Consider the following 23,065-nt stretch of genomic DNA (forward strand, 5'->3'; position numbering starts at 1 on the left):
GCTACGTATTTAATTTAAAATCAATTTTTCCATGTCTGTAAATCGTTTTGAAATCTTGATTATCTAGTAGATTGTTATATAAATCTTCTGGAGAAAACCATAAGTAGTCATTGTTGAACTTATAATTTGCCCCATTTGCATAGCTTAGCCAAACCAATTTGGAACAATAAATATATTCCCATGGATCCTCTAAGTCTTGGACGGCCATGAAAGAAAACGTTGGTTTATCCTTACCATCCTTAATATTCTGTTTGTACTCATCCAAGTACTGTTCCGCATATTGTACGGCTTCCAGACCCTTCTCTTTTGAATTCGGCCGGAATTGAGCGTGAACAGGATGCTTTTCTAAAAATTGCTGAATGGTGGCCTTCCGAATAGCTGGATACCCACCAGGAGATTCAATCAGGTTGTGGTCATCCACGACTATAGCAGAATGCCCCACATAACCGGTAATAGCCTCATTCACGTTGTCACTCGCTACTAGAATGTCACCAGCACGAAAATTCCTTTCAACGTCACTTAAGTTTCTCGCCCCTACCACACTCAATGTATATTGTTCTGCTATCGGCATTGGGTCCATGGCACCAAGTCGGTAGCCGACAATCATTAGATGGTGCTCCCCAGGCTGTAGCCAGGATACGTCTAAATAGAAGTTTTGACCGTTATGAAAGGAAGCAATCAATTGATAATCCATATATACCCCATAATGATGTAACGGCAAATCGGAAACTTTTTTAATAGAAAGTTGTAGTCCATCTTGAACTACATGAAAATGTTTATGCATAATTACCACCCTGTATCAAGGTATTCATGGGTGGATGTAGGTGTTACTGATAATCCAAGTATAAAGGAATTCACTCATCCACCGTTGACATATGCTCATGTCATTATATGCAACGAACATACAGAAAAGGTGTGATATACTTTAATGAAAATAGAGTTAGACAGATGAGTGGTGAACATATGAAAGGTCAGAAGGGTTTTACATTAGTAGAATTATTAGCGACGATTGCGATTCTTTCGGTTGTTATCGTAAGTTTTATGTGGATCATCACCCACGCATTCCAATTTAACAACATAAACTCCGATGAACTACAAGCTACAAATATCGTTCGTGAAAAGCAAGCATTGTTTAAGGAAAATGAATCAAAGCATACCGCTCTTCAACAATTTATAACTAACGTAACTCCTACAGCTGAGCAAGAGGATTTTTTAGCTTCTCGCCCTGAATATGCAGCCTTAAACCTGACCGAATCGATACAACTCACGTTTCGGATGGAATCAGACCAGAGCGGAAATACGGGAGAAGTTCCCTATTATCTTTTAAAAATGCAGGATGGTTCCTATATAATCCATGTTTATGTAAGAAAAGATCCAGATACTCAAACAAACCCAATGCTTTATCGCTTATATATACAAACATTCAAAGATTCTAATCTATTATCGGATACGTACACGTATTTAAAATATTCGTAGGTGGGGAATGCACGATGTCTAAACGACAAGGGCCGGAATCAGGATTTACACTAGTTGAGCTACTTGGAGCAATAGCCATTTTTTCCATACTCGTAGCTCTTGTGTTTCAAGTTTTACACACAGGGATAAATGCCAGTAACAAAGCAAAAGAAGGCGCATCCCTACAACGAGAAGCGAATATTATTTTATCCGCCCTTACGACCAGACATGAAACAGAATCTTCTTATACGATATTACTAGACCAGAATCCAAGCGCTTCCAAAATATCAATACGTAATGAAACAGGGGAAATAACAGTAATTAGTCAAGCCTCTTATTTCTATACAATCTATAACGATACAACCCATGAATTATTACCAACTGAAGCCGTCATTGAACCGAACAACGATGAATCCTTGTCTATTCGGCTTATTGTAGAAGATGCTCAAGGTCAAAGCTTTGAAATTAGTACAATCATTTCTAGAATGTAAGGAGGAGTGGACATGAGCCGAAACAACGAACAAGGTATGGCACTAGCCCTCGTACTTATGGTTATAGCAATCATCAGTCTACTCTCTCTCTCTGTAATTGGGATGACCGTACATAATGCTAAGCAGTTTGACACGACCGAATCCAACATTCAAACACTTGACCTTGCAGAAATGGGATTCACCTATTATGAAACCTCTTTTCAAGATTTTTATAAGAGAAAGATGGAGGAAATAAATGTAAATATCCAAAACAACATGATTAGCGATTTCGAGAGCGGGGAGTTGAAGGATGTAACGGTTTATGAAGAAATCGTTGCTACTAAACTCCTCGAGGCGGTTAACGTTTTTCATGAACAACTCTCTTTTTCTACGAATAATGGAAATGCAGATTCTCTGTTACTAGCCAAACCAATTGGGATGGACAGCTCTTTCCAGCTAGCATTTCCTCATATACCTAGCAATATTGTTTGTACCACCTGCAACCAGGTTGAAGATACACCTGGTGAACACATTGAGGTCACCTTGCAAAGTACTGGAATGACAGAGGGAACGAAGTCTCGAACTGTTCGAGCAAGCTTCTCGTTAAATATTGGACCGATTACAATTGAGACGGATGGAAGTGGAAATCCAAATGAAGTTGGGGATTATGGCATTCATATTATAAAGCCAACCAATCTCTCGACATGCTCAGAAGATGATGTGCGTGAATTTGGCAGAAAGAGCTGTAGCTTTGAAGGACCTGTAGAAATTAATAACATTAACCGAGTAAACATAGAAGATGCTTCTATCGTCGTAAGTGGAAGTTTAACGACAAATCAACCTTTAAACAACGGAATAGAAAACTCTACGATATTTGTGACAGGAGATGGAAGCTTTAACTCTCCGATAAATGGAATAGATGCATCTAACTTATATATTGGCGGGACTGCTAATTTTCAAAACCTTAATCAGGGCGTGAATGGCTCAACATTAATCATTGAAGAGAATAGTTATTTTAATGCGCCAATTAATGGAATTGATCACTCCAAATTTCTAATCGGCGGATCCGCTACCTTTGAAAATATTAATCAAGGAATCAATAATTCTCTGCTTATAATTGAAGAAAACGCTACCTTCTCCGCAAATGGTGGGACGATAAGTGGCATGGAAAACACAACGATTCATGTGCTTGGCAACGCCAATTTTAACAACCGAAAGTTTAATAAAGTCAGAAATGCTCGTATATGCGTCAGGGGACAAGTAACCGAGCTTCCAAAAGATGCAGATTACGTCTATTCCCCTTCTCTGGGGACGGATGAAACAACCTTTAACGATGTGTGTGCCTTACCGGAAAGTAGCAGTGGCACTATATCGGAAGAGGATATTTCTTTTGACTGGTCCTTTGATACGGCTAATGTGGAATATGAATATCAAATTGACGAGTAGCACGTTAACGGGGAGACCTTCTAACTTTTTAACCGGACATGGATTCCGCTATTTCAAGCAAAAGCACATTTTTATATCGTTGAAGGACATCTAAAAGTTAGTAAAATTTTATAGTTTCTTATCTCATCAAATAGGCCTGGACAAAACATATGTCCAGGCCTTTACAATCGCACCGATTACAAATATTCATTATTTTTTGAACAGTTTCGTTATACTGTCCAGCAAATCACGTTTTGCATCAAAGAGTTTAACTCGCATCATCTGGTCTTAACCATCCTGGGTATTTACTAAATATATTTTTTCATCATACGGTATATCATCTTCTTCTCCAGGATAGTTTTACTAAGATTAGATACCTATAAGCCTCATTTAAAAGCATTAATTTCACTACTATTATTTTCTTTTGCTATATAATCTACCCAATCCACGCTTTGTTTTTTAATTAAGTATCAATGTTGCGGGAGTAAATCATGACTTAGACATAATCTTGATAAAATCCTTTACCCGTAGGTCTAACGAAATAATCTTGTGCTCGTCATTTAGAATGGCTTTTCCGTCAATGAGTTCCACCTTTGCGGAGTCACTATTAGCTTTCTTATATTCTACCTCTAATGTAAAATCATAGGTTGTTTGCTTGGCATCCTGTTTTTCGAATTGTATGTCTTTGACATCCAGCTCATAATTGTTTCTTAATGGCTCTATCCAGAGGACTGCGCTATATGTGGAGATATAATCCTGAAAGGCATCTTCGTTTGCAAAGTGGGGCTTATAATGTGTTTCTTCATATTTGGCCAAATTTTCCTTCCAGACTTCACCGCTTTGACTCATCAACTCTTTTAACTCCGTGTCAGGACCAGTAAAATTTTTTTCTAGTACAGTCGTTATGGTTTTGATATTTTCGTCTTCGGCTTTCTTCTCTGTTTTATCTGTGCAACCTACTAACAAGAAAAGAGAAATAACTAATGTAGAAATCATAAACTGTGTAAGTTTGTTCATATTTATTCCCCCTAATCTAGTTTTGAACTTAAATAAACTATCTTTTTATTATTTTGTCTATTACGTTTTACTACTATTGTCTTTTAAAGTTATAGATTTATGAAAGTATGTATATCAATATTAATAGAAAGATAGGAAATTATTTTATTTAAGATTCTACCTATCTATACATGAAAAGTTGGGCATGCAAGTCTTTAAGCGAATCCAAGTATATGAGTTCGTTTTGCATGCCCTTCTATCCAGTCAATATTAGGATAGAACTGTTGCCATTGTATAGATATGAAATTTGTCTTTATAAAAAGTCAAAAGAATGTTAGGTTGAAAAGTCTTAGTACCATATATAAGAACTTCTCCACGGTTCAACACTAAGTGATTTATTCTCTCCAACATAATCTGGATTTCTCATTGTATATGATGTTCCAAGTAAATAACCAGGATTGTCCTTACCGTAGATCCCAAGTTTACCTGATGAAGGGTGATATTCAGTAACAAAAGCTACTCTACACTTATGACATTGAAATGCATAGCCTCTTGAAATGATTTCCTTACCACCATCTTGAAGCTCTCCTGCTCCATGCTGATACATTGTATGTCTCCCACCCCCTGGACAAGGTATATACATGATTTGGATTGATTCTCTTTTGATGTTTGTGTATGAGAAATTTGAAGGGATTTACTTTGAATTGAATCGAATGAAGTAGTTAAAGGTGGGTGCTCGTGAAGGTGACTTGGTGAGGTGGATGCTGAGGAATTAGTTCGTAATAGTAGCAGAAGCGCTAAAAAAGAAATAATAGAAGTCGTAAATAGTTTTCTCATAACCTCATTATTTATATAATTACCGTCCCGTTAATATTTCACCAATCCTTCCATTAAATTGGAAGCCGCATTCTTATATTATCGGACTTTATAAAGATTGTAAAGAATAAATTAGCTGAATATTTAAATTATAATATGGGATATACATATCTTTTACCAACTTATAAAAGATTTCGTAATTACCTAGCAATCTTCATCTTTAAAAAAAGAGCAACAAATGAAGAGATTAATTATTGGTTCAATATAGCAGTATGAAGCTAGTATTAATTTGTCGTTAGATCTTGTTTTCGCTCTATGTAACCAACGATTATGATTGCTACATTAACACTTCACTAATCACCAAGCCCCCCTCATATTGGCTACCTCGCGATTTATGACAAGTGATACAATAACCCCAAATCAATCGTTCATACTGCAAATATTTCTATTTTGATAATTTTACTGGTTTGTTTTTAAAATCATCTTCTAAAACTATTAAAATTTTAATGAAGTTTCTTTCAATGAAATATGGTTGAAGATCCATACTTATACAAAACCACTCAATGAAAACCCTGGCTTTTTTCTTTTACTAAAAAACGATGGTCTTATTTTCATGTACAATAACTCGATCTTCTAGGTGCCACTTTACTGCCCGTGCTAATACACTTCTTTCAATGGACTGTCCGGATTTTTTTAATTTGGCCACATCATCTCGGTGATCAACTCGACTAATGTCCTGTTCAATAATCGGACCCTCATCTAAATCGTTTGTCACATAGTGTGAAGTAGCTCCAATCAATTTCACACCTCGGTTATAAGCACGTTCATAAGGCTTCGCACCAACAAACGCCGGCAGAAAGGAGTGATGAATATTTATAATCCGATTTGGAAGCTTTGCCACAAAGTCTGGTGTTAAGATTTGCATATACCTCGCTAAAATAACAAAATCAACCTCATATTGTGCCAGCAAATTCAGTTGTTCTGCCTCTACTTGCTTTCGAATCTCTTTGTTGGCAGGTATGTAGTGAAACGGAATATCTAAGGATTCTACGATTTCCCGTGAATCTTCATGATTGCTAATGACCAATGCAATATTCGCCATAAGATCTCCACTTTGCCACTCCCATAACAATTCCAATAAACAATGCTGTTCTTTTGAAACAAAAATAGCCACTTTTTTCGTTTGGGCTACATACATGAGCTTCCAATCCATTGAAAAGGCTTCGGCAATCTGTTTAAAATCCTCTTCTATTTCATCTCGGCGGTACGCTAGGTCGGGACACTCGAATTCAATTCGGATGAAAAACTCTCCGCCCTCTGGATTCATCGAATATTGGTTGGACTCGATAATGTTAGCCCCTTTTCCAAACAAAAACTTGGAAACAGCAGCTACAATTCCCGGTTTATCCGGACAACTTATGAGTAACCTTGCCTTGTTTTTATTTTGTTGTTGGAATTCGTCAATCTTGCGTTGAATGTATGCTTTCATTCTAAGTACCTCTTTACATGATAATATTCCTTATACTTTATTCCAATCGAATCTTTTATGCAAGGAGAAAGACAGAGGTTCCCCCTCCGTCTTTCAAATGACACTCTTCAACCCTTCTATAAACTGGTCGATTTCCTCCGTGGTTACGGTTAGAGGAGGAAGAATTCGAAGTACGTTTGGTCCGGCAATCAAGGTGAGAATCTGTTTTTCTTGCAAAGCAACTACTGTATCAATCGCATTTCCATTTAATTCTACCCCAATTAACAGCCCTAGCCCTCGAACCGCTTTAATAGCTGTACCGCTTTCTTGAACCTGCTTCAATTGCGTCAACAGGTATTCACTTTTCTTTTGAACCTGTTCAAAAATGGAACGTTCCTCTATAAAAGTTAAAGTAGCTAAGCCTGCGGTTGTAGCGATCGGATTCCCCCCGAACGTACTTCCATGTGCTCCAGGCCGAAATCCCTTTGCCGCTTCTTTTGTGGCGATAATCGCTCCAATCGGAATACCATTTCCCAACCCTTTTGCAACACTAATGACATCAGGCTTTAATCCGTACACTTCATATGCAAATAGGCTACCCGTTCTGCCAATACCTGTTTGTACTTCATCTATCATAAATAAAATATTCTGGTCCTTACAGATTTCCTCTAAGGCTTTTACCCACTCTTTATCTGCGGGAATGACTCCACCTTCGCCTTGTACAAGTTCTAGGAGAACCGCACACGTTTTATCCGAAACAACATCCTCTAATGCAGCAAAATCATTATAAGGAAGATGACGGAACCCTGGAACAAGTGGGGCAAATCCATTTTGAATTTTTTCTTGCCCTGTAGCAGATAAAGTGGCCATCGTTCTGCCATGAAAGGAACTTGTAAATGTAACGATTTCATGGGCATCGGATTGTTTGACCGTTTGCGCATAGCTTCTCGCAAGCTTGATAGCCGCTTCATTTGCTTCTGCACCACTGTTGCAAAAAAACACTTGATCCCCAAATGTATGCTCAACCAGTTTTTCTGCCAGTTGCTCTTGGGTGGGAATCTCATATAAATTGGAGCAATGCCAAAGCTCAGACAGCTGACTTTCCACCTTTTGTTTGACATATTCGTTGACGTGCCCTAGATTGCAGGTTGCGATTCCGGATGTGAAATCGAGATAGTGTTCCCCATTCTCATCCCAAACCGAAGTCCCTTTCCCTTTGGATAGGCGAATAGGAAAACGATTATATGTTGGCATGATCGCTTCCATTATATTAGCTGTTGTATTCGACATATTCCATCTCCTCTTTACCTAGGTACAAGCGCGTTCCGATTGCACTTCCTTTTAAGAATTGTTTGAGATTATTAGATTCCAACCCGTTTACAATAGCAACCTCTGGCACCCCTTTTTCCATCGCCTCGATTGCGGAAAGGACTTTTGGAATCATCCCCCCTACAATCACTTTATCCTCAATCATTTGCAGGATTTCCTTTCTGGAGGCTTGATGCACAATATCGGTTTGTTCCGATTGATAAATACCATCGATATCGCTTATGAAGCAAAGACTAGCTTGTAACGCTTGTGCTATTGCTGCGGCCGCCATATCTGCGTTAATGTTGTATTTTTGGCCATTTAAATCCATAGATATTGGAGAAACAACCGGAATCAATCCAAGGCTTGTAAGATATTCTATATATCCGGTTTCCACCTCTTGAATGTCGCCGACTAATCCTAATTTTTTGTTGTTGGTTGTTGGTTTTGCTTGTAAGAAGCCTCCATCCACTCCACTGATTCCAAACGCTTTACCACCAGTCTGCACAATTTGCTGGACGATTTGTTTATTAACGGAACCACTTAAGGCCATTTCCACTACTTCCAGCACTTCCTCTGTCGTCACGCGCAATCCATCTACAAACGCGGAAGGAACACCTACTTGATCTAGAAGCTTAGAAATAGACGGACCTCCCCCATGGACAACAACCGGCTTCCATTTCCCCTCGTTCTGAATGGCAACTAGCTCTTCATAAAAAGAAAGGGGAAGTTGGTCTACGATACTACCACCACATTTTATAACAACATAGCTCACTAAATTTCCTCCTCACGTACGGTAAGAAGCGTTGATTTTGACATAATCATAAGAGAGATCACAGCCCCAAGCCGTTGCTTCTCCTGTACCATCTTGGAACGTAGCATAAAGGACGATTTCATCTTGTAATAAATACTCCTTTGCTTCTTCCTCACTAAATGGTACCGGTAACCCGTTTTCCACGACCGGAATCGGCCCTAAGGCCACGCCCACTTTGTTCGGATTAAGCGGTTGCCCACTATAGCCAATGGCAGTAATGATTCTTCCCCAGTTCGCATCAGCCCCATGGATTGCCGTCTTTACAAGGTTCGAAGAAATAATAGCCTTACTAATAGCAGCTGCCGCTTCATTGGAAGCCGTTCCTGACACTTTCACTTCCACTAACTTCGTTGCCCCTTCTCCATCTCTGGCAATCTCTTTAGCCAAGAGCTGACAGATGGTCTCCAAGCCTTTGTAAAAGGTTTCCCATTCCGGATGATCCTCTGTTAAGACGTTATTCTCTGCTTTTCCGTTCGCCATAACAAGCGCCATATCATTCGTACTCGTATCTCCATCCACGGTAATCATATTGAAGCTTTTATTGGTGATTTGCTTGAGTGCTGTTGATAATGAATTCCCATCCACATTCGCATCCGTTGTGACGAAGCTAAGCATTGTCGCCATATTCGGGTGAATCATACCCGATCCTTTAGCTGCACCACCGATTGTAATTTCTTTATCATCAATCCATAGCTTTACCGCTACCGCTTTTTCCTTCGTATCTGTTGTCAGAATTGCCGTCTCAAACTTATCCGAGCCCTCATGCTCTGGTAACCCAATTTGCGCAATACCTTGCTTTAATTTATCCATTGGCAGCATTTCTCCAATCAGTCCTGTCGAAGCTACAGCTGCGTAATGCTCTTGAATGCCAAGCTTTTCCGCAAAAGTTTTTCTCATTTCATAGGCATCCAGCAACCCTTGATCCCCGGTACATGCGTTGGCAATCGCTGAATTAATTATTATACCTTGCAGCTTATTTTCCTTATTCAAGCTTTCCTGTGTTACTTGCAAAGGTGCCGCCTGAAAAACATTTGTCGTGTACACACCTACAGTTGCAGCAGGAACCTCTGAGTATATCCAACCTAAATCTAGCTTTTTCTTACGGAGACCACAATGCAGTCCTCCTGCCTGATAACCCTTCGGAGACGTCACACTACCATTCTCTATAATTTGAATCTTTTCTTTTATCGTTGACTGTCCCAAACCCTTTCTCCTCCTTATGGGTAGACTGGTAAGAACTCCAATCCCGTTCTTTCATCCCAATTGTTTAATAGATTCATATTCTGTATCGCTTGACCAGAAGCTCCCTTTACAAGATTATCGATCACCGATACAACTGTTACCTTTCCTGTACGCTCATCCGCTAGAATGCCAATGTCACAATAATTACTTCCATACACTTCTTTTGTAGCTGGATATTCGCCTTTAGATCTGATTCGGACAAAGGGAGCGTCCTCATAAAACGCTTTGTACATCTCAATCATTTCGTCCGTTGATTTATCCACCATGAGATCACTGTAAATCGTTGCCATTATCCCTCTCGTCATTGGAATTAGATGGGTGGAGAATGTTGTAACGAACGATTGACCACTTTCCTTTTGTAGCACCTGCTCGATTTCTGGTATATGTTTATGTTTTCCAAGTTTGTAAGCTTTTAGATTGTCATTCATTTCCGCGAAGTGTGTCATCATTGACGTGCTTCGTCCCGCTCCCGAAACTCCTGATTTTGCATCAATAATAATAGATTTTGGGTCAATCCATTCATGCTGTACAAGCGGGAGAATACCTAGCAAAGTGGCAGTTGGATAACATCCCGGGTTCGCTATATACGTCGCATGTTGAATCTCCTCTTTGTAAATTTCACTTAAACCGTACGTCGCTTTTCGCAAATAGGAGGGGGCTGCCGCAGGCTTTTCATACCATTTTTCATACACTTCGGGCGACTCCAATCGGAAATCACCTGATAAATCAATACATACGACACCTTGATCCATTAAGCCGGGAGCAATGTCTTTACTTACCCCTGGAGGAGTAGCAAAGAAAACGAGATCTACTTTTTCCTTTAATACATCCACATCCAGTTCTTCCATCTGCATCTCCCATACATCTGTCGCATGCGGGTACACGTCTGAAATCTTCCTGCCAGCTTGGGAATGTGTAATAACCAACTCTAATGTTGCATATGGATGATTATTTATAAATCGCATTAACTCGATAGCCCCATAGCCCGTTCCACCAACTATCGCTACTTTCACGAAAAAGCCCTCCTACATAATCGTATTGTGATTAATAATTATACTTTATTATGTATTTTTATACAACAACTTATAAAAAAATTTTGTAATTAACTACCCCTGCATATCCGCGTAAAAGCAAAAAGCGATTGGAAGACTCCAACCGCTTTTTCACTAGGCTTTTACTTGATTTTGTAAGATACCTATCTCTTCAATTTTTAAGGTAACGGTGTCTCCATCCTGTAGGAATGTCGGTGGATCCATGGCGAATCCAACGCCATCTGGAGTACCCGTTAAAATAACATCTCCTGGTTGTAGGGTTATGAGTCCTGAAACAAATTCGATTAAAAATGGAATATCAAATATGAGATGCTTTGTATTAGACGACTGTCTCTCTTCCCCGTTCACGTAGGATTTTATCTCTAAGTTAGATGGGTCCGGAATTTCATCCGTCGTCACCATCCACGGTCCAATTGGTGTACTATGATCTAATGTTTTTCCTTGTAACCATTGCGGAGTCCGCTTTTGCAAGTCTCGTGCTGATACATCGTTTCCTATTGTATAGCCTGCAATGTAGTCCAGTGCCTCCTCTTTAGAAACCTGTGATGCTTCCTTCCCAATTACAACAGCCAGTTCTACCTCATAGTCGAGTTTATCGGTTTTCGGGGACTTTTGAATAAAGTCCTCTGGCCCGATTAGTGCATTAGAGAATTTTGCAAACAAAACAGGGTAATCCGGAATTTCACTTTTCATTTCGGCAACATGCTCTTTGTAGTTTTTCCCTACACAAATGATCTTGGATGGATTTAATACAGGTGGCCCAAGAATAACATCTTCTCGTTCAAATATAGCGTCATGAACCATTTCTTCTTTTAAAAAGGAAAAAGCCTCCTGACTCCTATCTAACGCATTGTGACCTAATTCGAAGAACCTCGTTGGATCTGATGGCAACAAATATTCCGCAGAACCTACGTCTGAAACATCATTTTTATGTAAAAATTGACGATACACTTCATTTAAATCGTAAATGTTGTCTTGAAAAAGGACTCCCATTCGATAGGAACCAAGTCCTTTTTTCGTTTTGTATGTTACGAGCTTCAGTGTCCTCACCCCTAAAATTTACAGTAACTTTACATGGCCGTTGCTTCCTAATCTATCGAATTACACCATAGAAGTCAACGAATATTGCACATGGTTATTTTTAATGAAATAAAGGGAAAAGTGCATAATAAGAAATTAAAGAGAGGATGATTTTGAATGATTACATTAACCAGCAATATGAGTGGGAATTTTTCCTTGAAAAACGCTAACGAGGAGGAAATCACCGGAGCTTCTTCTCGAGATTATGATGGTTATACTCCTTTTGATCTTATTTGTAGCTCATTGAGTGTTTGTATGGCAATTGGAATTGATTCCGTTATTAAAAGAGATAGCCTCGATATAAAGGAATATTCCATTGAAGTAACACCTCGAAAAGCAGAGGACAGCCCTTCGCGCATTGAGCATTTTTCAGTAGCTGTGCAATTCGCTGATGAGGTAGAAGAGAAAACGAAGAAAAAGCTAATCACCATAGCTAAGCGTGCTTGTACAATTGGAAATACGATTGAGCAAGGGGCAAAGGTCGAGATCGTGTCTCAGTAAATAACTATCCGCCCGTAAAACGGGCGGTTTTAGTTTCGCCCTATAAGGGCACTTTACCAACGAGGTCCCTAAAGAGACTTCTGAATGGACCGTCAACCGTTTATCTTCCTACCTACTTTTTAAATGGATCGACGTATTCACGTTTACTCATGTTGTCTCGTAGTCTATCCTCTGATTCCTGTTCTCGAATATATTTTGCTACCGTTTTTTGGTTGAGTCCGACCGTACTCACATAGTAACCTTTTGCCCAAAAAGTGCGGTTCCCATGGTTGTACTTCAGATTTGCATGTCTATCGTGTATCATTAAAGAACTTTTACCTTCTAAGTATCCCATAAAGTAAGATACGGACATCCTTGGCGGGATCTCCACCAACATATGGATATGGTCAGGCATGGCATGAGCCCCGATGATTTCCACATCTTTCATCTCACACAAACGCCTTAAAATCACCCGATGTCCTCTTAATTTGCCAAATATAACTTTCCTTCTGTACTTGGCGATAAAGACTATGTGATACTTACAATTCCATCGGGTGTGTGATAAACTATTGTCACTCGACATGAGTAGATCTCCTTTCGTTATAAAGAGTCGGTTTGACGGCCAACTCTATTATAACGAAAGGGGATTTTTCTGTTACAACTCTACAAGTTGAATTCTCACACGGGCAGAGCCTTTGGTTTTAAAACCATTAATCAGAAAAAGCTCCGAGCTTGCGCTTGGAGCTTTACTTTCAGGATTGCAAATGAGATTTCCCGCTATTTGCTCAGCCTTTTCGAGGGTAATCCAATCTTTGGGGGTCCAGACATATGCTGGTTCCCAAAGTGTTCTTTTTAACCAGCGGCTAATACGGAGCAATGACTTATTACTCTTCATCTCTAGCTGGATAAGTACTGTAAAACAATAAGCAACGAGCGCAAGGAAGATTTGATTTTGAATGACAGTTTCGCTCATGCTATAGAAGTGCTTGATCCACATGCTGTTTTAGCCATTTAAGAAATAGTTCTATTGCCCAACGTTGACGGTAAACTTCACTAATCTCTTCAGAATCGAGATTGAAACCATTGGTAATTAATCGCAAGATATTTCCCTTTGTATCTACTACTTCAAGTAGTCGAACACATTCTTTATACATTTTTACGTTGAACCGATATAGACCATATTATCGGAAAGAACGGTAGAATTTTCAGGAACCATAAAAGTTTCAATTTCACGAACGATAGCATTTTTCTTCAGTCTTGACACCAAGAAATAACCATCTTCTATCATGCGATCAAATCGTTCGTAATCAACGCATCCACGGTCAAACACATACATGACTTCTTTATCATCTACAAGGACTCCTTGGCTGTTGTAATTACTGCTTCTTCTGGATAGACAGTATCTTTATCCATAATCACAAGTCGTAAGTGTAGCTTTACTCCTGCTTTTGTTTTACGGAATTTTGCCACTTATGATTCGTTAGGTTGAATGGAAGCGTGCTAGAATCAATGATTTTCAATGGCATATATGTCCCATTTCTAAAATGGATAACTTTTATTTTGTACACAAGATTCAAGAAAAAATTGGAAAGGATGACGGGATTGATTTCTTTATTCTTCCTCGAGAGCTGAGATAGACTAATCGATTCAAACCCAAGGACTCTCTGAAGTCCTTCATCTATTAGTGCATCGCTCATCTCCTCACGGCTCTCGAATCCTTGTAGTTGAGCGCAAATAACAGCAGATTTATGTATGCTTCCGCTGTCAGTTTTTTTGTGTAGTAATCCTGTTAATTTTCTTCAACTTGTTCAAATAGTTTTTTTTGCATTTATGGGTACAATCCATATACCAAAGATGTATTTAGTATGTTCTTGTCCATACGGATAACCTTTACTATTGGGTTTGGATAGGAACCACCTGTACTTCCATTGAAAAGGATTTTTTGTTGTATGAACATTTAATTTTTGGAGATTTTTAGTATTTTGAATCATCTGCGTTAATTAATGCAATGCTAGTGATAATTCGTAAATTACTATTTAACGCGAAATTATAGAAACCATTCTTTACTACCTCGTATCCCTACTCCCCTGTTGTATCTCGACAACTAGGTGGAGCAGCCCTGAACAACTTAACCATGCCTTTGACAACTCGATAGTGCCCTGTAAAACTCAAGGGTGTCCCGGTTTAGTCTTATTAGAATAGGTGACGTCCTAGCATCACATGGAAAAAATTTTTTAGGGCATATTGAGTTGTACGTGATGAAATAAAAACAGCAAATATATAAGGGTATGACAAAGTTGATGGTGCTTTACTGTCCATAACGGAAGAATCAGCATCTAAAGAGAGTTAGGGCATGATTAAGTGGTTTTAGACACCTGTACATCGACAATAGTCCTTGTTCTGTTACAACAAAAAGCTATTCTCGCAACTGATATTTTAATCGTTTAGGCAAATGATCCACGACAGAAAAAATACTAATAGTGGTTGTTAAGATTAAGATTCTAATGATTCTCAGTCCAGACCTGGTCTTATAGTTACACTAACCAACAAAATGGAATCGAGAACGCCGCATGTACACAATGGAAAGAACAGCTGCAATTAGTAGCACACCTTCGGTAATTAAGAAATGAACTTCCAATACTTTTGAAATAAGTACTATAAAGTTTACCGAACCGTGAATGAGAATTGCGTAGAAGAGATAAAGAAGATTTTTATGCCTAACAGCATAAAGAACTAAAAGAGATAGCGCAATTTGTAATATAAAGACCGTAATTCGTTCAAACCCAGTAAGCAGAAATACTTCTGAGGGCGCTTGAATTAATTGTTGCTTCACACCCATCAACGCTTCTGATTGCTTCCCCCCCACCTCCAGCATTTGGTCAAATTTACCAGTATTAATTAGATTTGCCGTCATAATGTTTTGCAGGCTCGCAAAACCGCCAATTAAAATGGCTTCTACCCCCCCATGCCCAATCCCATACGATATTCCGTCTTTCCATTCACGATATTTTTTAAGTAGGTATGCAAAACCAATAAATCGACCAACCTCTTCAAAAATACTCGAGGATAAACTCCCATAGACAGCAAATAGATAGGGATTACTCTTAAAAAAATTTGCGGTAGTTTCATTTTGGTGTAATACGAATGCGTTTACAGAGTTTCCAAGTAGCTGAGAAAAAGCTAAAAAAACAACAATGCCAACTAGAAGTGGTTTCCAAAAAACACCTCGCTTTTTTTTGTAATAGATAAAGATAACAACAGGAACCAAAAGTGAGAAAAAAGCTGAAACAACCATAAAAACGATAGATTGCTGATTGACCATAAGGAGCCTCCTTAATTACTTTTTTTTACATGATTCGTCACATTTTCCTAGTGGAACAATTGAGCGTTTATTCGCCACGTATTGATATATAGACCCGCCAAACCCCAATATGCTAGACAATTTTAAAAGCGGCCATATAGGTAGAAAGATAGGTAATCTCCATGACAGAGAAACGAAGGTATCAATACCAGATACAACACGATAATTCCTATGAACTCTGGAATGCATACTCATGAGTAGGTTGTCTTCTGGGACTTGAATTTTACTTTCAATATTATTACCACGAATGCCAACCATCTCTACTAGATTTAACCAGTCTAGTTTTTCAATTTTTTCTTTTACATTGATACACAATGGGCACCAATTATCATAATAGACTGATATTTTAAAAGACTCTTTTCTCATTTTTTCCTTCTCCTCATTAAGCCGTATTATTAAATCATTTTTTCATTCACATAAATGATTACACAAAGGCCGTATCCTATGCCAAATATAGTTAGAATAAGCTCTTGGTGAGGAAAACTAATAAACCCACTGACTAATAATAATAAACCAAGAGGGGCGAACAAGTAAAAGCCTGCAATTCGTGCTAATTTATCTTTATCTTTAACACGTGCTTGATTAAACCCCGATAAAATCCAAACCTGTTTTTTAACACCTACCATATATGCCAGTATTAAAAAAACAACGCCAAAAATAATTAAATTGTAGTTCATCCATATACCTCCATTTACAATTTTATGAAATAATACTATTTCACAAACCGTTTATTAACAATGCCATAAAAACTAATCACAAGAACCAGTATGCATCCGGTAAACACAATTTCTTTATTCGAAAAGCTTACAAATTCACCAGATAGGAATATACACCCCAATAAAAACAGATAAAGACTTCCCAACTTCGATAACGCCTTTCGACCTCTTATATTTCCAGGGTTTTTTCGGACTATGGCAAACCCCCAGAGCAGCCTCTTTTTAAGAACCAGATAGGAAAAGAAAAATAACATTAAGGCAATAAGAATCTCCTGGTGTGATGGAAATAGGAAAATCCCAATCGGTATTATGAGTAACGGTAGTAGAAAGACATAGTTAGGGTGTCTTTTTGACTTATTTTCTTCTTCTATGAGGTCCTTCGCGAGAGCCTGAACTGTTAGAAATTCTTCTTTGACCTTATCTTCAATTTCTTGCTCTGTTAATCCATTTGCACGTTGGTCGGATATATATCCCCTTAAATGATCAGTTATTTCAACTATATAACTTTCTCTCTTAGTCTTTGGAATTTCGGAAAGCTCTTGATTAAGATCTTCCAAAAATAAATGTATATAATCATTTTTTTCCATTTGGGTCTATATCACCCTCTCTTAAGACTATTAATGCATCATGAATCTCTTTAAATTGTTTCAAACGATCAGTTAATACATTGCTCCCTTCTAAAGTGATTTGGTAGTACTTCCTCCCTGGTCCATTAATCGAATCCTTCCAAAAGTATTCGATTAACCCCTTTTCAGTCATTCTTTTCAAAATGGGATAAATAGCCCCTTCAGAGATGGAGAAAACATGGGAGGTAGTTTTTAAAGCTGCAGAAATTTCATAACCATACATAGCTCGAGTGCGAATTAACGAAAGAATAGCTAGCTCAAAAGTACCTTTTCGTAATTGAACCATCCACTTATCCATATTATTATTTTTATTCATACGTTAACTATATATGATTAACATCTATATTTCAATGATATATAGATGTTAATCATATATAGCGCTTTTCCCATTAATGAAATAGGAAAAGTACGGAGTAATAAACTCCGCACTTTAAATGGGTGTTATGCTGAAAACTAATTAACTTCTTCTACAAGGGAGCGAATTGCCATTTCCCTGTTCGTGTCATCTTTTATGATAACTGGGGTAATGTCAATCGCAAAAAGAACAAGGACGATACCAGCTGCCGCTGCAGCAGCATAGTAATAGTAGTAGTACCATTCAACAGAAACTGAGGCTTCCTGTGCTACCACACCTGTTTTCACTGCTTTTTCCATCGCTGCAACATCATTTTCAATGATTCCGCCAGCTTCTTTTAAGAGGCTATCTATTTGGGCTGGATTATTAGAGTATGTGGCCTCTTGCAGTTCATCAAAAAAAGAAGGATTCTCTTTCTTGATCTTCTCAATAATACTTTTGGCAAACTTTTCGGTCTTCTTAGTATTTAGCTTTTCAACCATTGATTGGTTAAAGACTTCTGGAAGACTGTGTCCAAGTTCGCCTTGTGCAAAGACAAATCCGCGGAAGATTTCCTCACCGGTGTACTTTTTTTGCTTTGCTTCTACCTTATTGTTAATTCCAGGAGCAAATGTAAACCCAAAAACCATTGCTAGCGATAGTAGCGTTGCAATCACCTTTTTCATTTAACTCACCTCCTTTAAATCGTATGCTCCTTCCTCGTTTTTTTGGCCCTTAAAAGAAAGGAGTTTTAATTGGGATTCAACCGGAATTAAGTACAACATAAGTGTACCGACCATAACCATTGAAAAACTAATCAATCCTAACATTAGTGCAAAAATTTCATGCATAAAAACAGCTATAACAAAAATACTCTTCCAGTACTTTTTAGGTGCAAAGAGGCCGCCAAAAATGAGAAGCTGAACAAGTAAGGTACCCCAGGTCGGAATGACGATTAAGGGGCTACCCACAATAGGATTGGTAATTTGGTCAAAAAAAGAATTAAATCCTATCGTTTTCTCGCGACTATAATAATAAACAGCTGTGCCATCTATCCATTCTGCATTTCCTAGTTTGGCAATGGTAGAGTGGAAGTAAATGATCGCCACCTGAATTCGAATAAAAATTATAGATATGTTTGCGATAATTTTAGAATACATATTAACTGATAATGTCTTCTCTGGGCTCTCCCAATGCCATTTTCTTCGATCTGTCAATGTAATTGGGATTAATAAGAAAGCGATAACTGAAGCAGCCTGTTCACCACCATCTATTACAACCATGGCCGACTGCATACTATAAGCTATATACCAGTGAAGAATACCAGTAAAACGGGGTCTCCACCCAATTACGACCAGGAATAAGATGAATACAAAAATCCATCTAATCAGATTAAGATATGTATAATCATTTTGAGCTAAACAAAAAGCGCTAAATCCGTAGTCACATATGGGGTAATCTGCAGATGCTGAAGAAGGTTTAAAAAGAATTTCTGGTTTATTTACGATTAGTGTCAACATACCTGCGAAGGCAATTAAACTTCTAGCTAGTCCATACACATTCGTCCATGGCGTTTTAATTTTCCACTCAGATAGGATATTCTCTATTTTGCGGAACATGTAATGTCCCCTTTCACAATCTTAGTTACTTTTGTTTCTGATTCGCTATATTTAAAATAACTCCATGGAATTGTTTTTTCCTGGGTGAAATAATAAGTGCCACAGAGAAGAGGACTTGGTGCTATATTTTCAACTTCTACTTCATTAGCTTGCTTCTTGCAGGAGTCTAAATCACTATTATCACATTTGCTCCATTCTCCCTTTTCGATTTTCGTAAAAAGTGCCCCCATTTCCACTCCTTGGGCACGACCTTTTCGATATAATCCGAATATATTTTCTGCCCGCATAGTCGGCCAGAGGATTTCAGTGCTTTTCTCGTCTGCTGCGTATAGGCCCATTATCGGGGCACGTGGATCCTTACTAAAAAACCCCCACCCCTGTGGCAGTATAGATGAATATACAACCTGTGAATCTTTTGTAGGAGAAACTGCTGTAGCCCCCATACCAGTAATTACAGAGGAAAGAAAAATGAATCCCCAAAACACTGAAAAGGCAAAGAAAAATATAATGAGTTTCTTTTTTTCCATTGATGTCCCTCCCTTCTTTTATTGGGATGAGTAACATGTTTTTAGTTTTTAAGCGTTTGCGTTAACGCTAGTTTGATAGTCTATTGATCGTTTTTTTAGTTACTTTATTCTATAATTTCCATAAAGGTAATAAGACTTTCAATTCGCAATATAACTTCATGAAGCAACAATATCATAGTTCCTTAAAGTTTATTTGAGAATAAAATTCAAGTTAACTGCAAATTTATAGCAATCTGTAATCATAATTAGAAAGATGATGAAAATTTTCATAAGATTGTATATAAAATAGGTATTTCTTTAGCTTCTAAAAAAAACTTGAAAATAAAATTCTTCTAAATTTCAAATTTTAAAGTATTAAACCGTATTTATGCCTGTACTTAAATTGATTTAAAGTGGTATTATTTTCCTAATCCTTCTATAATAAATATAGGAAGGAGGTGGGATATATGGAGTACAAAATAGGGCATAAAATTAGGTATTTTAGGGATAAGTCTAAAATGACTCAAGAAGAGTTATGTCGGGGAATTATATCAGTGTCCTATTTGTCTAAAATTGAAAGGGGAGTGGTGGATGCGCCAGAAGAAGTTATAAATTTGTTAAATAAAAGATTGGAAATAAACCCTTCGATAAAGGAAAGTGAAGACATCTCTCTTTTATCTCAACGCTGGTTCGAGTGTTTACTAGTTGGAGACAAAGAAAAAGCTAGGGATTTTTACGAGGAAATCGAGGGTAACATGGACAGCATTGCAAATCCTCAGCTTGTTAACCTGGTTGAGATACATAAATTACGTTATTATATTCTCGTAACTGATATAGAGAGGGCTAAAGAGCAATATTTTTACTTAAAAAAGGCCGCAAAAAACTTTTCTGACAACGAAATTTATTACTGGTTAAAGTTTGCCGGCAACTTCAATTATTATCAACTCTCCTATAAAGAAGCATTGAGACTATTCTTAGAAGCCGAAAATCACCTGAGTAATAGCATAGACCAACATCAAGAGAAGAAGTACGATTTGTTTTATGTTATTTCAATTGCTGGAAGTAAAATCAGAAATACACATTTAGCACTGGTATATGGTAGTCAAGCTTTAGAATATTATCGAAGTATCTATAACATGAAGAGATGCGCTCAATGCCATATTGTATTAGGTATTTCATACCAAAGAAGCAAAGAAGCAAACAAGTCTCTTGAAAATTACCAATTAGCATCTATAATAGCGGAGAATTTGAATGATTACCGTGTGATGGCTCTATGTAACCAGAATATAGGAAAGATTTATTCACTGAGAAAAAACCATGAAAAAGCTATTGAGTTTTACCAGAAGAGTTATGAACTTAGACATGAACAACTTCCAGTTAATAAAATCGTTCCAATTTCGAGTTTGATGAAGGAGTATTATAAATTAGGTGACCTTGAAAATACTAAAATATGGCTGAATAAAGGACTAGAATTATCTTGTTCACTAAGTCCGGAGGAGTCAATTTACGTCTATGAATTTAGAGTATTTTCTCAATTGATTTATGATTCGTCTGTTGCATTAATCGACTTAATTACATTAGAGATACTGCCTTTCTTGGAGAAAAAGCAATTGCTCTTTGAGAAAGCTTTTTATCTTAAAATATTAGCCGACCATTATTTTAGTACTAGAAAGTATAAGTTGGCGGCTTCTTATTATCAATTAGCCAATCAGGTTTTTACAGGTAATTATGAAGAATAGGAGGAATAAGATGAAGAAGTTATTATTGGCGACTTTATCAGCTGTATTTGTGCTCTCTTTTAGTTACGGTGTGGTAGTAGGGACCCTTACCACTAAAACTGAAGAATCCTATATATTAGCGAATAATGAAGAACCCGACCCATTAGGTAATGTAGAGGAAATAATGAAAGAACTGGTTGACGACTTAGTTGATTTAAGAAATTTAATATAGACATGTAGTAGACGTAAAAGGCATGTTCTATTATTTGATAATTCAACATGCCTTTTATTGGTTCTTCCTGTGTAGTGACATTAATTTATAAAAAAGTTAAGAAATGTTTCCCCCTATGTTGGACCTTCGGTTACTTATTGAATAACCATTAATTATTTTATCCTTTCCTTCATTTCTTTAGTAAGTAGTTTGAGAAGTTCTATTTTTGCTTTATCAGAAACAACCAATTCGTCATGTTAATCTTCGGCATTGGTAAATTCCCAATAGTAGAATTCAAAACCAAGCATATCAGTCGCTTTATATAAAAAACGTTCAACTAATATATTCAATTGTTTACTATCCCCATCAAAATCATGTTTTATATCAAAGCTTTCCATCAGGACTTCAATTGCCTTAGCTCTTAACTCCCGTTTGTTGGCTGCATCCCCTTTTAATGCAATCTCTATCTCAGGTGTTTAGATCTTAACTCAGTTTGTTTAACATTAATTCCTTTCATCTGGCCCCGCTCCTTTTAATGGGTTTTGCAAATAGGGTTTAATATATCTTTTCTCTTACTGTTTGTGTATATCCATGTTTTTCTTAACCCTTAAAGCTGTCAGGAAAAATACTGCTACATATAATTAAAGCAATATCCTTTTTCGTTTAATAGCATTGTTGCATTATCTGTACTTCTTTTATTATTTTCGTTTCCCCCTACTTCATTATAGGCTAAATGGGCCCTTCCCGTTTTGGAATCAGTTTTTTGTAACATATTTAAGTTTTTGATTCTTTTTCCTCATCTATACGTAGAACTGATGATTTTCCGTTGCTCCATGATGTTACAAAACTTACACCATAATCTTTACACATTTGCTTTAAATGTTCCACCCCAACGTGGCCGGATACCCTTAAAAGAAACACGCAGATATCTGATTTTCTTACCATTGCTTCCAAACGTTCTAAGCTAAATTTTGAATCGCCAAAAAAACTCCCCATCCCTTTTGGTGATTGCAAACTTATATAGGCTTTTCTTTGGCTCATTTCTTATCACCAAAACGGGCTTTCTCTTTAAAGTTTGATCTTAGGGGGATAGATTTCTTTTTTGAGGTTTTTCATTCCTTTTGTTGTCGGTCCTAGACGAATTATTAATTTCATTACTATTGCCCGCTGACACATGTTTCCAGATTATTTCGGCCAGCTCCGGTTATCCCTCTTGGTAGGCAATATCTGTTAAGTCTCCACATTCTACCTGTAAATCAAAAACATCGTTTTCATCCAGTATTATAGGATTAATATTTTCATTGTAACGTATATACTCACTCGTCGCTTTTTTCTACCGCTAAACGTCCTGCATTTTATATTACGGGA

General features: G+C 37.6%; 29 protein-coding genes. 6 read left to right on the forward strand and 23 right to left on the reverse strand.

The genetic code is table 11. The features are described 5' to 3' along the window. Position 1: 1 nt before the first annotated feature. Positions 2-784 (reverse strand): C40 family peptidase, encoded by a 783-nt coding sequence (locus KO561_RS18350; RefSeq protein WP_231094760.1) that lies wholly within the window; start codon positions 782-784, stop codon positions 2-4. Positions 785-963: 179 nt separating this feature from the next. Here KO561_RS18350 and KO561_RS18355 point away from each other — a divergent pair, with 179 nt between their 5' ends. Genes KO561_RS18355 through KO561_RS18365 form a run of 3 tightly spaced genes read left to right on the forward strand, consistent with a single transcriptional unit; the run spans position 964 to position 3,371 of the window. Beyond that, complete coding sequence (locus tag KO561_RS18355) at positions 964-1,476, forward strand: type IV pilus modification PilV family protein (protein ID WP_231094761.1); 513 nt, start codon at positions 964-966, stop codon at positions 1,474-1,476. A 14-nt stretch (positions 1,477-1,490) separates the two neighbouring features. Next, positions 1,491-1,946: a PulJ/GspJ family protein gene (locus tag KO561_RS18360; RefSeq protein ID WP_231094762.1), complete on the forward strand. Its 456-nt coding sequence runs from the start codon at positions 1,491-1,493 to the stop codon at positions 1,944-1,946. A 12-nt stretch (positions 1,947-1,958) separates the two neighbouring features. After that, entirely contained in the window at positions 1,959-3,371 is a 1,413-nt protein-coding gene (locus tag KO561_RS18365) for a hypothetical protein (protein WP_231094763.1), read from the forward strand. A 468-nt stretch (positions 3,372-3,839) separates the two neighbouring features. Here the strand turns inward: KO561_RS18365 and KO561_RS18370 are convergent, their stop codons facing one another. The 8 genes from KO561_RS18370 to KO561_RS18405 form a co-directional block, all read right to left on the reverse strand. Beyond that, positions 3,840-4,367, reverse strand: a complete 528-nt coding sequence (locus KO561_RS18370; RefSeq protein ID WP_231094764.1) for a hypothetical protein — start codon at positions 4,365-4,367, stop codon at positions 3,840-3,842. Between the two features lie 328 nt (positions 4,368-4,695). Beyond that, the gene (locus KO561_RS18375; protein WP_231094765.1) at positions 4,696-4,953 is read right to left on the reverse strand and encodes a hypothetical protein; all 258 of its coding nucleotides are present in this window, start codon (positions 4,951-4,953) and stop codon (positions 4,696-4,698) included. Between the two features lie 798 nt (positions 4,954-5,751). Then, a complete protein-coding gene (purU, locus tag KO561_RS18380) occupies positions 5,752-6,651 on the reverse strand; it encodes a formyltetrahydrofolate deformylase (RefSeq protein ID WP_231094766.1) in 900 nt (299 codons plus the stop codon). 93 nt (positions 6,652-6,744) lie between these two features. Then, positions 6,745-7,920, reverse strand: coding sequence for an acetylornithine transaminase (locus KO561_RS18385; protein ID WP_331000810.1), 1,176 nt, complete (start codon positions 7,918-7,920; stop codon positions 6,745-6,747). Next, the gene (gene argB, locus KO561_RS18390) at positions 7,901-8,713 is read right to left on the reverse strand and encodes an acetylglutamate kinase (RefSeq protein WP_231094767.1); all 813 of its coding nucleotides are present in this window, start codon (positions 8,711-8,713) and stop codon (positions 7,901-7,903) included. Before argB ends, KO561_RS18385 begins: the two co-directional genes overlap by 20 nt. 12 nt (positions 8,714-8,725) lie before the next feature. Further along, on the reverse strand, positions 8,726-9,955 hold the full coding sequence (gene argJ, locus KO561_RS18395; RefSeq protein ID WP_231094768.1) for a bifunctional ornithine acetyltransferase/N-acetylglutamate synthase: 1,230 nt from the start codon (positions 9,953-9,955) through the stop codon (positions 8,726-8,728). A 14-nt stretch (positions 9,956-9,969) separates the two neighbouring features. Continuing rightward, the gene (argC, locus tag KO561_RS18400) at positions 9,970-11,007 is read right to left on the reverse strand and encodes an N-acetyl-gamma-glutamyl-phosphate reductase (protein WP_269140678.1); all 1,038 of its coding nucleotides are present in this window, start codon (positions 11,005-11,007) and stop codon (positions 9,970-9,972) included. A 153-nt stretch (positions 11,008-11,160) separates the two neighbouring features. Next, positions 11,161-12,087 (reverse strand): fumarylacetoacetate hydrolase family protein, encoded by a 927-nt coding sequence (locus KO561_RS18405; protein ID WP_231097263.1) that lies wholly within the window; start codon positions 12,085-12,087, stop codon positions 11,161-11,163. Between the two features lie 156 nt (positions 12,088-12,243). Between KO561_RS18405 and KO561_RS18410 the strand changes: the two genes are divergently transcribed. Next, complete coding sequence (locus KO561_RS18410) at positions 12,244-12,627, forward strand: OsmC family protein (protein WP_231094769.1); 384 nt, start codon at positions 12,244-12,246, stop codon at positions 12,625-12,627. A gap of 112 nt (positions 12,628-12,739) precedes the next feature. Here the strand turns inward: KO561_RS18410 and tnpA are convergent, their stop codons facing one another. The 13 genes from tnpA to KO561_RS18475 all read right to left on the reverse strand — a co-directional run bounded on the left by tnpA (position 12,740) and on the right by KO561_RS18475 (position 19,789). Next, complete coding sequence (gene tnpA, locus KO561_RS18415; RefSeq protein ID WP_231094770.1) at positions 12,740-13,189, reverse strand: IS200/IS605 family transposase; 450 nt, start codon at positions 13,187-13,189, stop codon at positions 12,740-12,742. Positions 13,190-13,261: 72 nt separating this feature from the next. Beyond that, the gene (locus KO561_RS18420) at positions 13,262-13,579 is read right to left on the reverse strand and encodes a hypothetical protein (RefSeq protein WP_231094771.1); all 318 of its coding nucleotides are present in this window, start codon (positions 13,577-13,579) and stop codon (positions 13,262-13,264) included. 1 nt (position 13,580) lies between these two features. After that, entirely contained in the window at positions 13,581-13,706 is a 126-nt protein-coding gene (locus tag KO561_RS18425; RefSeq protein WP_231094772.1) for a transposase, read from the reverse strand. A gap of 56 nt (positions 13,707-13,762) precedes the next feature. Next, positions 13,763-13,936, reverse strand: coding sequence for a hypothetical protein (locus KO561_RS18430; protein WP_231094773.1), 174 nt, complete (start codon positions 13,934-13,936; stop codon positions 13,763-13,765). Between the two features lie 106 nt (positions 13,937-14,042). Further along, positions 14,043-14,303, reverse strand: a complete 261-nt coding sequence (locus KO561_RS18435) for a hypothetical protein (protein ID WP_231094774.1) — start codon at positions 14,301-14,303, stop codon at positions 14,043-14,045. An 842-nt stretch (positions 14,304-15,145) separates the two neighbouring features. Further along, complete coding sequence (locus KO561_RS18440; protein ID WP_231094775.1) at positions 15,146-15,928, reverse strand: YhfC family intramembrane metalloprotease; 783 nt, start codon at positions 15,926-15,928, stop codon at positions 15,146-15,148. Positions 15,929-15,943: 15 nt separating this feature from the next. Next, positions 15,944-16,333, reverse strand: coding sequence for a thiol-disulfide oxidoreductase DCC family protein (locus KO561_RS18445; protein ID WP_231094776.1), 390 nt, complete (start codon positions 16,331-16,333; stop codon positions 15,944-15,946). A gap of 29 nt (positions 16,334-16,362) precedes the next feature. Beyond that, positions 16,363-16,644, reverse strand: coding sequence for a DUF3784 domain-containing protein (locus KO561_RS18450; RefSeq protein WP_231094777.1), 282 nt, complete (start codon positions 16,642-16,644; stop codon positions 16,363-16,365). Between the two features lie 35 nt (positions 16,645-16,679). Beyond that, a complete protein-coding gene (locus tag KO561_RS18455) occupies positions 16,680-17,270 on the reverse strand; it encodes a hypothetical protein (protein WP_231094778.1) in 591 nt (196 codons plus the stop codon). Then, on the reverse strand, positions 17,257-17,625 hold the full coding sequence (locus KO561_RS18460; protein WP_231094779.1) for a PadR family transcriptional regulator: 369 nt from the start codon (positions 17,623-17,625) through the stop codon (positions 17,257-17,259). The genes KO561_RS18455 and KO561_RS18460 overlap by 14 nt, the downstream gene beginning before the upstream one ends. A 137-nt stretch (positions 17,626-17,762) precedes the next feature. Continuing rightward, a complete protein-coding gene (locus tag KO561_RS18465; RefSeq protein ID WP_231094780.1) occupies positions 17,763-18,329 on the reverse strand; it encodes a sporulation delaying protein family toxin in 567 nt (188 codons plus the stop codon). Continuing rightward, complete coding sequence (locus KO561_RS18470) at positions 18,330-19,262, reverse strand: sporulation-delaying protein SdpB family protein (RefSeq protein WP_231094781.1); 933 nt, start codon at positions 19,260-19,262, stop codon at positions 18,330-18,332. Continuing rightward, entirely contained in the window at positions 19,247-19,789 is a 543-nt protein-coding gene (locus KO561_RS18475; protein WP_231094782.1) for an SdpA family antimicrobial peptide system protein, read from the reverse strand. Before KO561_RS18475 ends, KO561_RS18470 begins: the two co-directional genes overlap by 16 nt. Before the next feature lie 446 nt (positions 19,790-20,235). Here KO561_RS18475 and KO561_RS18480 point away from each other — a divergent pair, with 446 nt between their 5' ends. Together KO561_RS18480 and KO561_RS18485 are read left to right on the forward strand one after the other, a co-directional pair. Continuing rightward, on the forward strand, positions 20,236-21,507 hold the full coding sequence (locus KO561_RS18480) for a helix-turn-helix transcriptional regulator (RefSeq protein WP_231094783.1): 1,272 nt from the start codon (positions 20,236-20,238) through the stop codon (positions 21,505-21,507). A gap of 10 nt (positions 21,508-21,517) precedes the next feature. Further along, the gene (locus KO561_RS18485) at positions 21,518-21,718 is read left to right on the forward strand and encodes a hypothetical protein (protein WP_231094784.1); all 201 of its coding nucleotides are present in this window, start codon (positions 21,518-21,520) and stop codon (positions 21,716-21,718) included. Positions 21,719-22,471: 753 nt separating this feature from the next. Here KO561_RS18485 and KO561_RS18490 read toward each other — a convergent pair. Further along, on the reverse strand, positions 22,472-22,738 hold the full coding sequence (locus tag KO561_RS18490; protein ID WP_231094785.1) for a hypothetical protein: 267 nt from the start codon (positions 22,736-22,738) through the stop codon (positions 22,472-22,474). Positions 22,739-23,065: the final 327 nt, after the last annotated feature.

The sequence above is a fragment of the Radiobacillus kanasensis genome, from assembly GCF_021049245.1.
In the GTDB taxonomy this organism is placed as follows: Bacteria; Bacillota; Bacilli; order Bacillales; family Amphibacillaceae; genus Radiobacillus; species Radiobacillus kanasensis.

Excerpts from the sequence above, each read along its gene's own strand:
- KO561_RS18470 (WP_231094781.1), bottom strand. The coding sequence starts at position 19,262 with ATGTTCCGCAAAATAGAGAATATCCTATCTGAGTGGAAAATTAAAACG.
- KO561_RS18350 (WP_231094760.1), bottom strand. The coding sequence starts at position 784 with ATGCATAAACATTTTCATGTAGTTCAAGATGGACTACAACTTTCTATT.
- KO561_RS18480 (WP_231094783.1), top strand. The coding sequence starts at position 20,236 with ATGGAGTACAAAATAGGGCATAAAATTAGGTATTTTAGGGATAAGTCT.
- KO561_RS18445 (WP_231094776.1), bottom strand. The coding sequence starts at position 16,333 with ATGAGAAAAGAGTCTTTTAAAATATCAGTCTATTATGATAATTGGTGC.
- tnpA (WP_231094770.1), bottom strand. The coding sequence starts at position 13,189 with ATGTCGAGTGACAATAGTTTATCACACACCCGATGGAATTGTAAGTAT.
- KO561_RS18375 (WP_231094765.1), bottom strand. The coding sequence starts at position 4,953 with ATGTATCAGCATGGAGCAGGAGAGCTTCAAGATGGTGGTAAGGAAATC.
- KO561_RS18450 (WP_231094777.1), bottom strand. The coding sequence starts at position 16,644 with ATGAACTACAATTTAATTATTTTTGGCGTTGTTTTTTTAATACTGGCA.
- KO561_RS18440 (WP_231094775.1), bottom strand. The coding sequence starts at position 15,928 with ATGGTCAATCAGCAATCTATCGTTTTTATGGTTGTTTCAGCTTTTTTC.
- KO561_RS18490 (WP_231094785.1), bottom strand. The coding sequence starts at position 22,738 with ATGAGCCAAAGAAAAGCCTATATAAGTTTGCAATCACCAAAAGGGATG.
- KO561_RS18460 (WP_231094779.1), bottom strand. The coding sequence starts at position 17,625 with ATGAATAAAAATAATAATATGGATAAGTGGATGGTTCAATTACGAAAA.
- KO561_RS18385 (WP_331000810.1), bottom strand. The coding sequence starts at position 7,920 with ATGTCGAATACAACAGCTAATATAATGGAAGCGATCATGCCAACATAT.
- KO561_RS18370 (WP_231094764.1), bottom strand. The coding sequence starts at position 4,367 with ATGAACAAACTTACACAGTTTATGATTTCTACATTAGTTATTTCTCTT.
- purU (WP_231094766.1), bottom strand. The coding sequence starts at position 6,651 with ATGAAAGCATACATTCAACGCAAGATTGACGAATTCCAACAACAAAAT.
- KO561_RS18455 (WP_231094778.1), bottom strand. The coding sequence starts at position 17,270 with ATGGAAAAAAATGATTATATACATTTATTTTTGGAAGATCTTAATCAA.
- KO561_RS18360 (WP_231094762.1), top strand. The coding sequence starts at position 1,491 with ATGTCTAAACGACAAGGGCCGGAATCAGGATTTACACTAGTTGAGCTA.
- KO561_RS18465 (WP_231094780.1), bottom strand. The coding sequence starts at position 18,329 with ATGAAAAAGGTGATTGCAACGCTACTATCGCTAGCAATGGTTTTTGGG.
- KO561_RS18355 (WP_231094761.1), top strand. The coding sequence starts at position 964 with ATGAAAGGTCAGAAGGGTTTTACATTAGTAGAATTATTAGCGACGATT.
- KO561_RS18410 (WP_231094769.1), top strand. The coding sequence starts at position 12,244 with ATGATTACATTAACCAGCAATATGAGTGGGAATTTTTCCTTGAAAAAC.
- KO561_RS18435 (WP_231094774.1), bottom strand. The coding sequence starts at position 14,303 with ATGAGCGATGCACTAATAGATGAAGGACTTCAGAGAGTCCTTGGGTTT.
- KO561_RS18365 (WP_231094763.1), top strand. The coding sequence starts at position 1,959 with ATGAGCCGAAACAACGAACAAGGTATGGCACTAGCCCTCGTACTTATG.
- KO561_RS18475 (WP_231094782.1), bottom strand. The coding sequence starts at position 19,789 with ATGGAAAAAAAGAAACTCATTATATTTTTCTTTGCCTTTTCAGTGTTT.
- KO561_RS18420 (WP_231094771.1), bottom strand. The coding sequence starts at position 13,579 with ATGAGCGAAACTGTCATTCAAAATCAAATCTTCCTTGCGCTCGTTGCT.
- KO561_RS18485 (WP_231094784.1), top strand. The coding sequence starts at position 21,518 with ATGAAGAAGTTATTATTGGCGACTTTATCAGCTGTATTTGTGCTCTCT.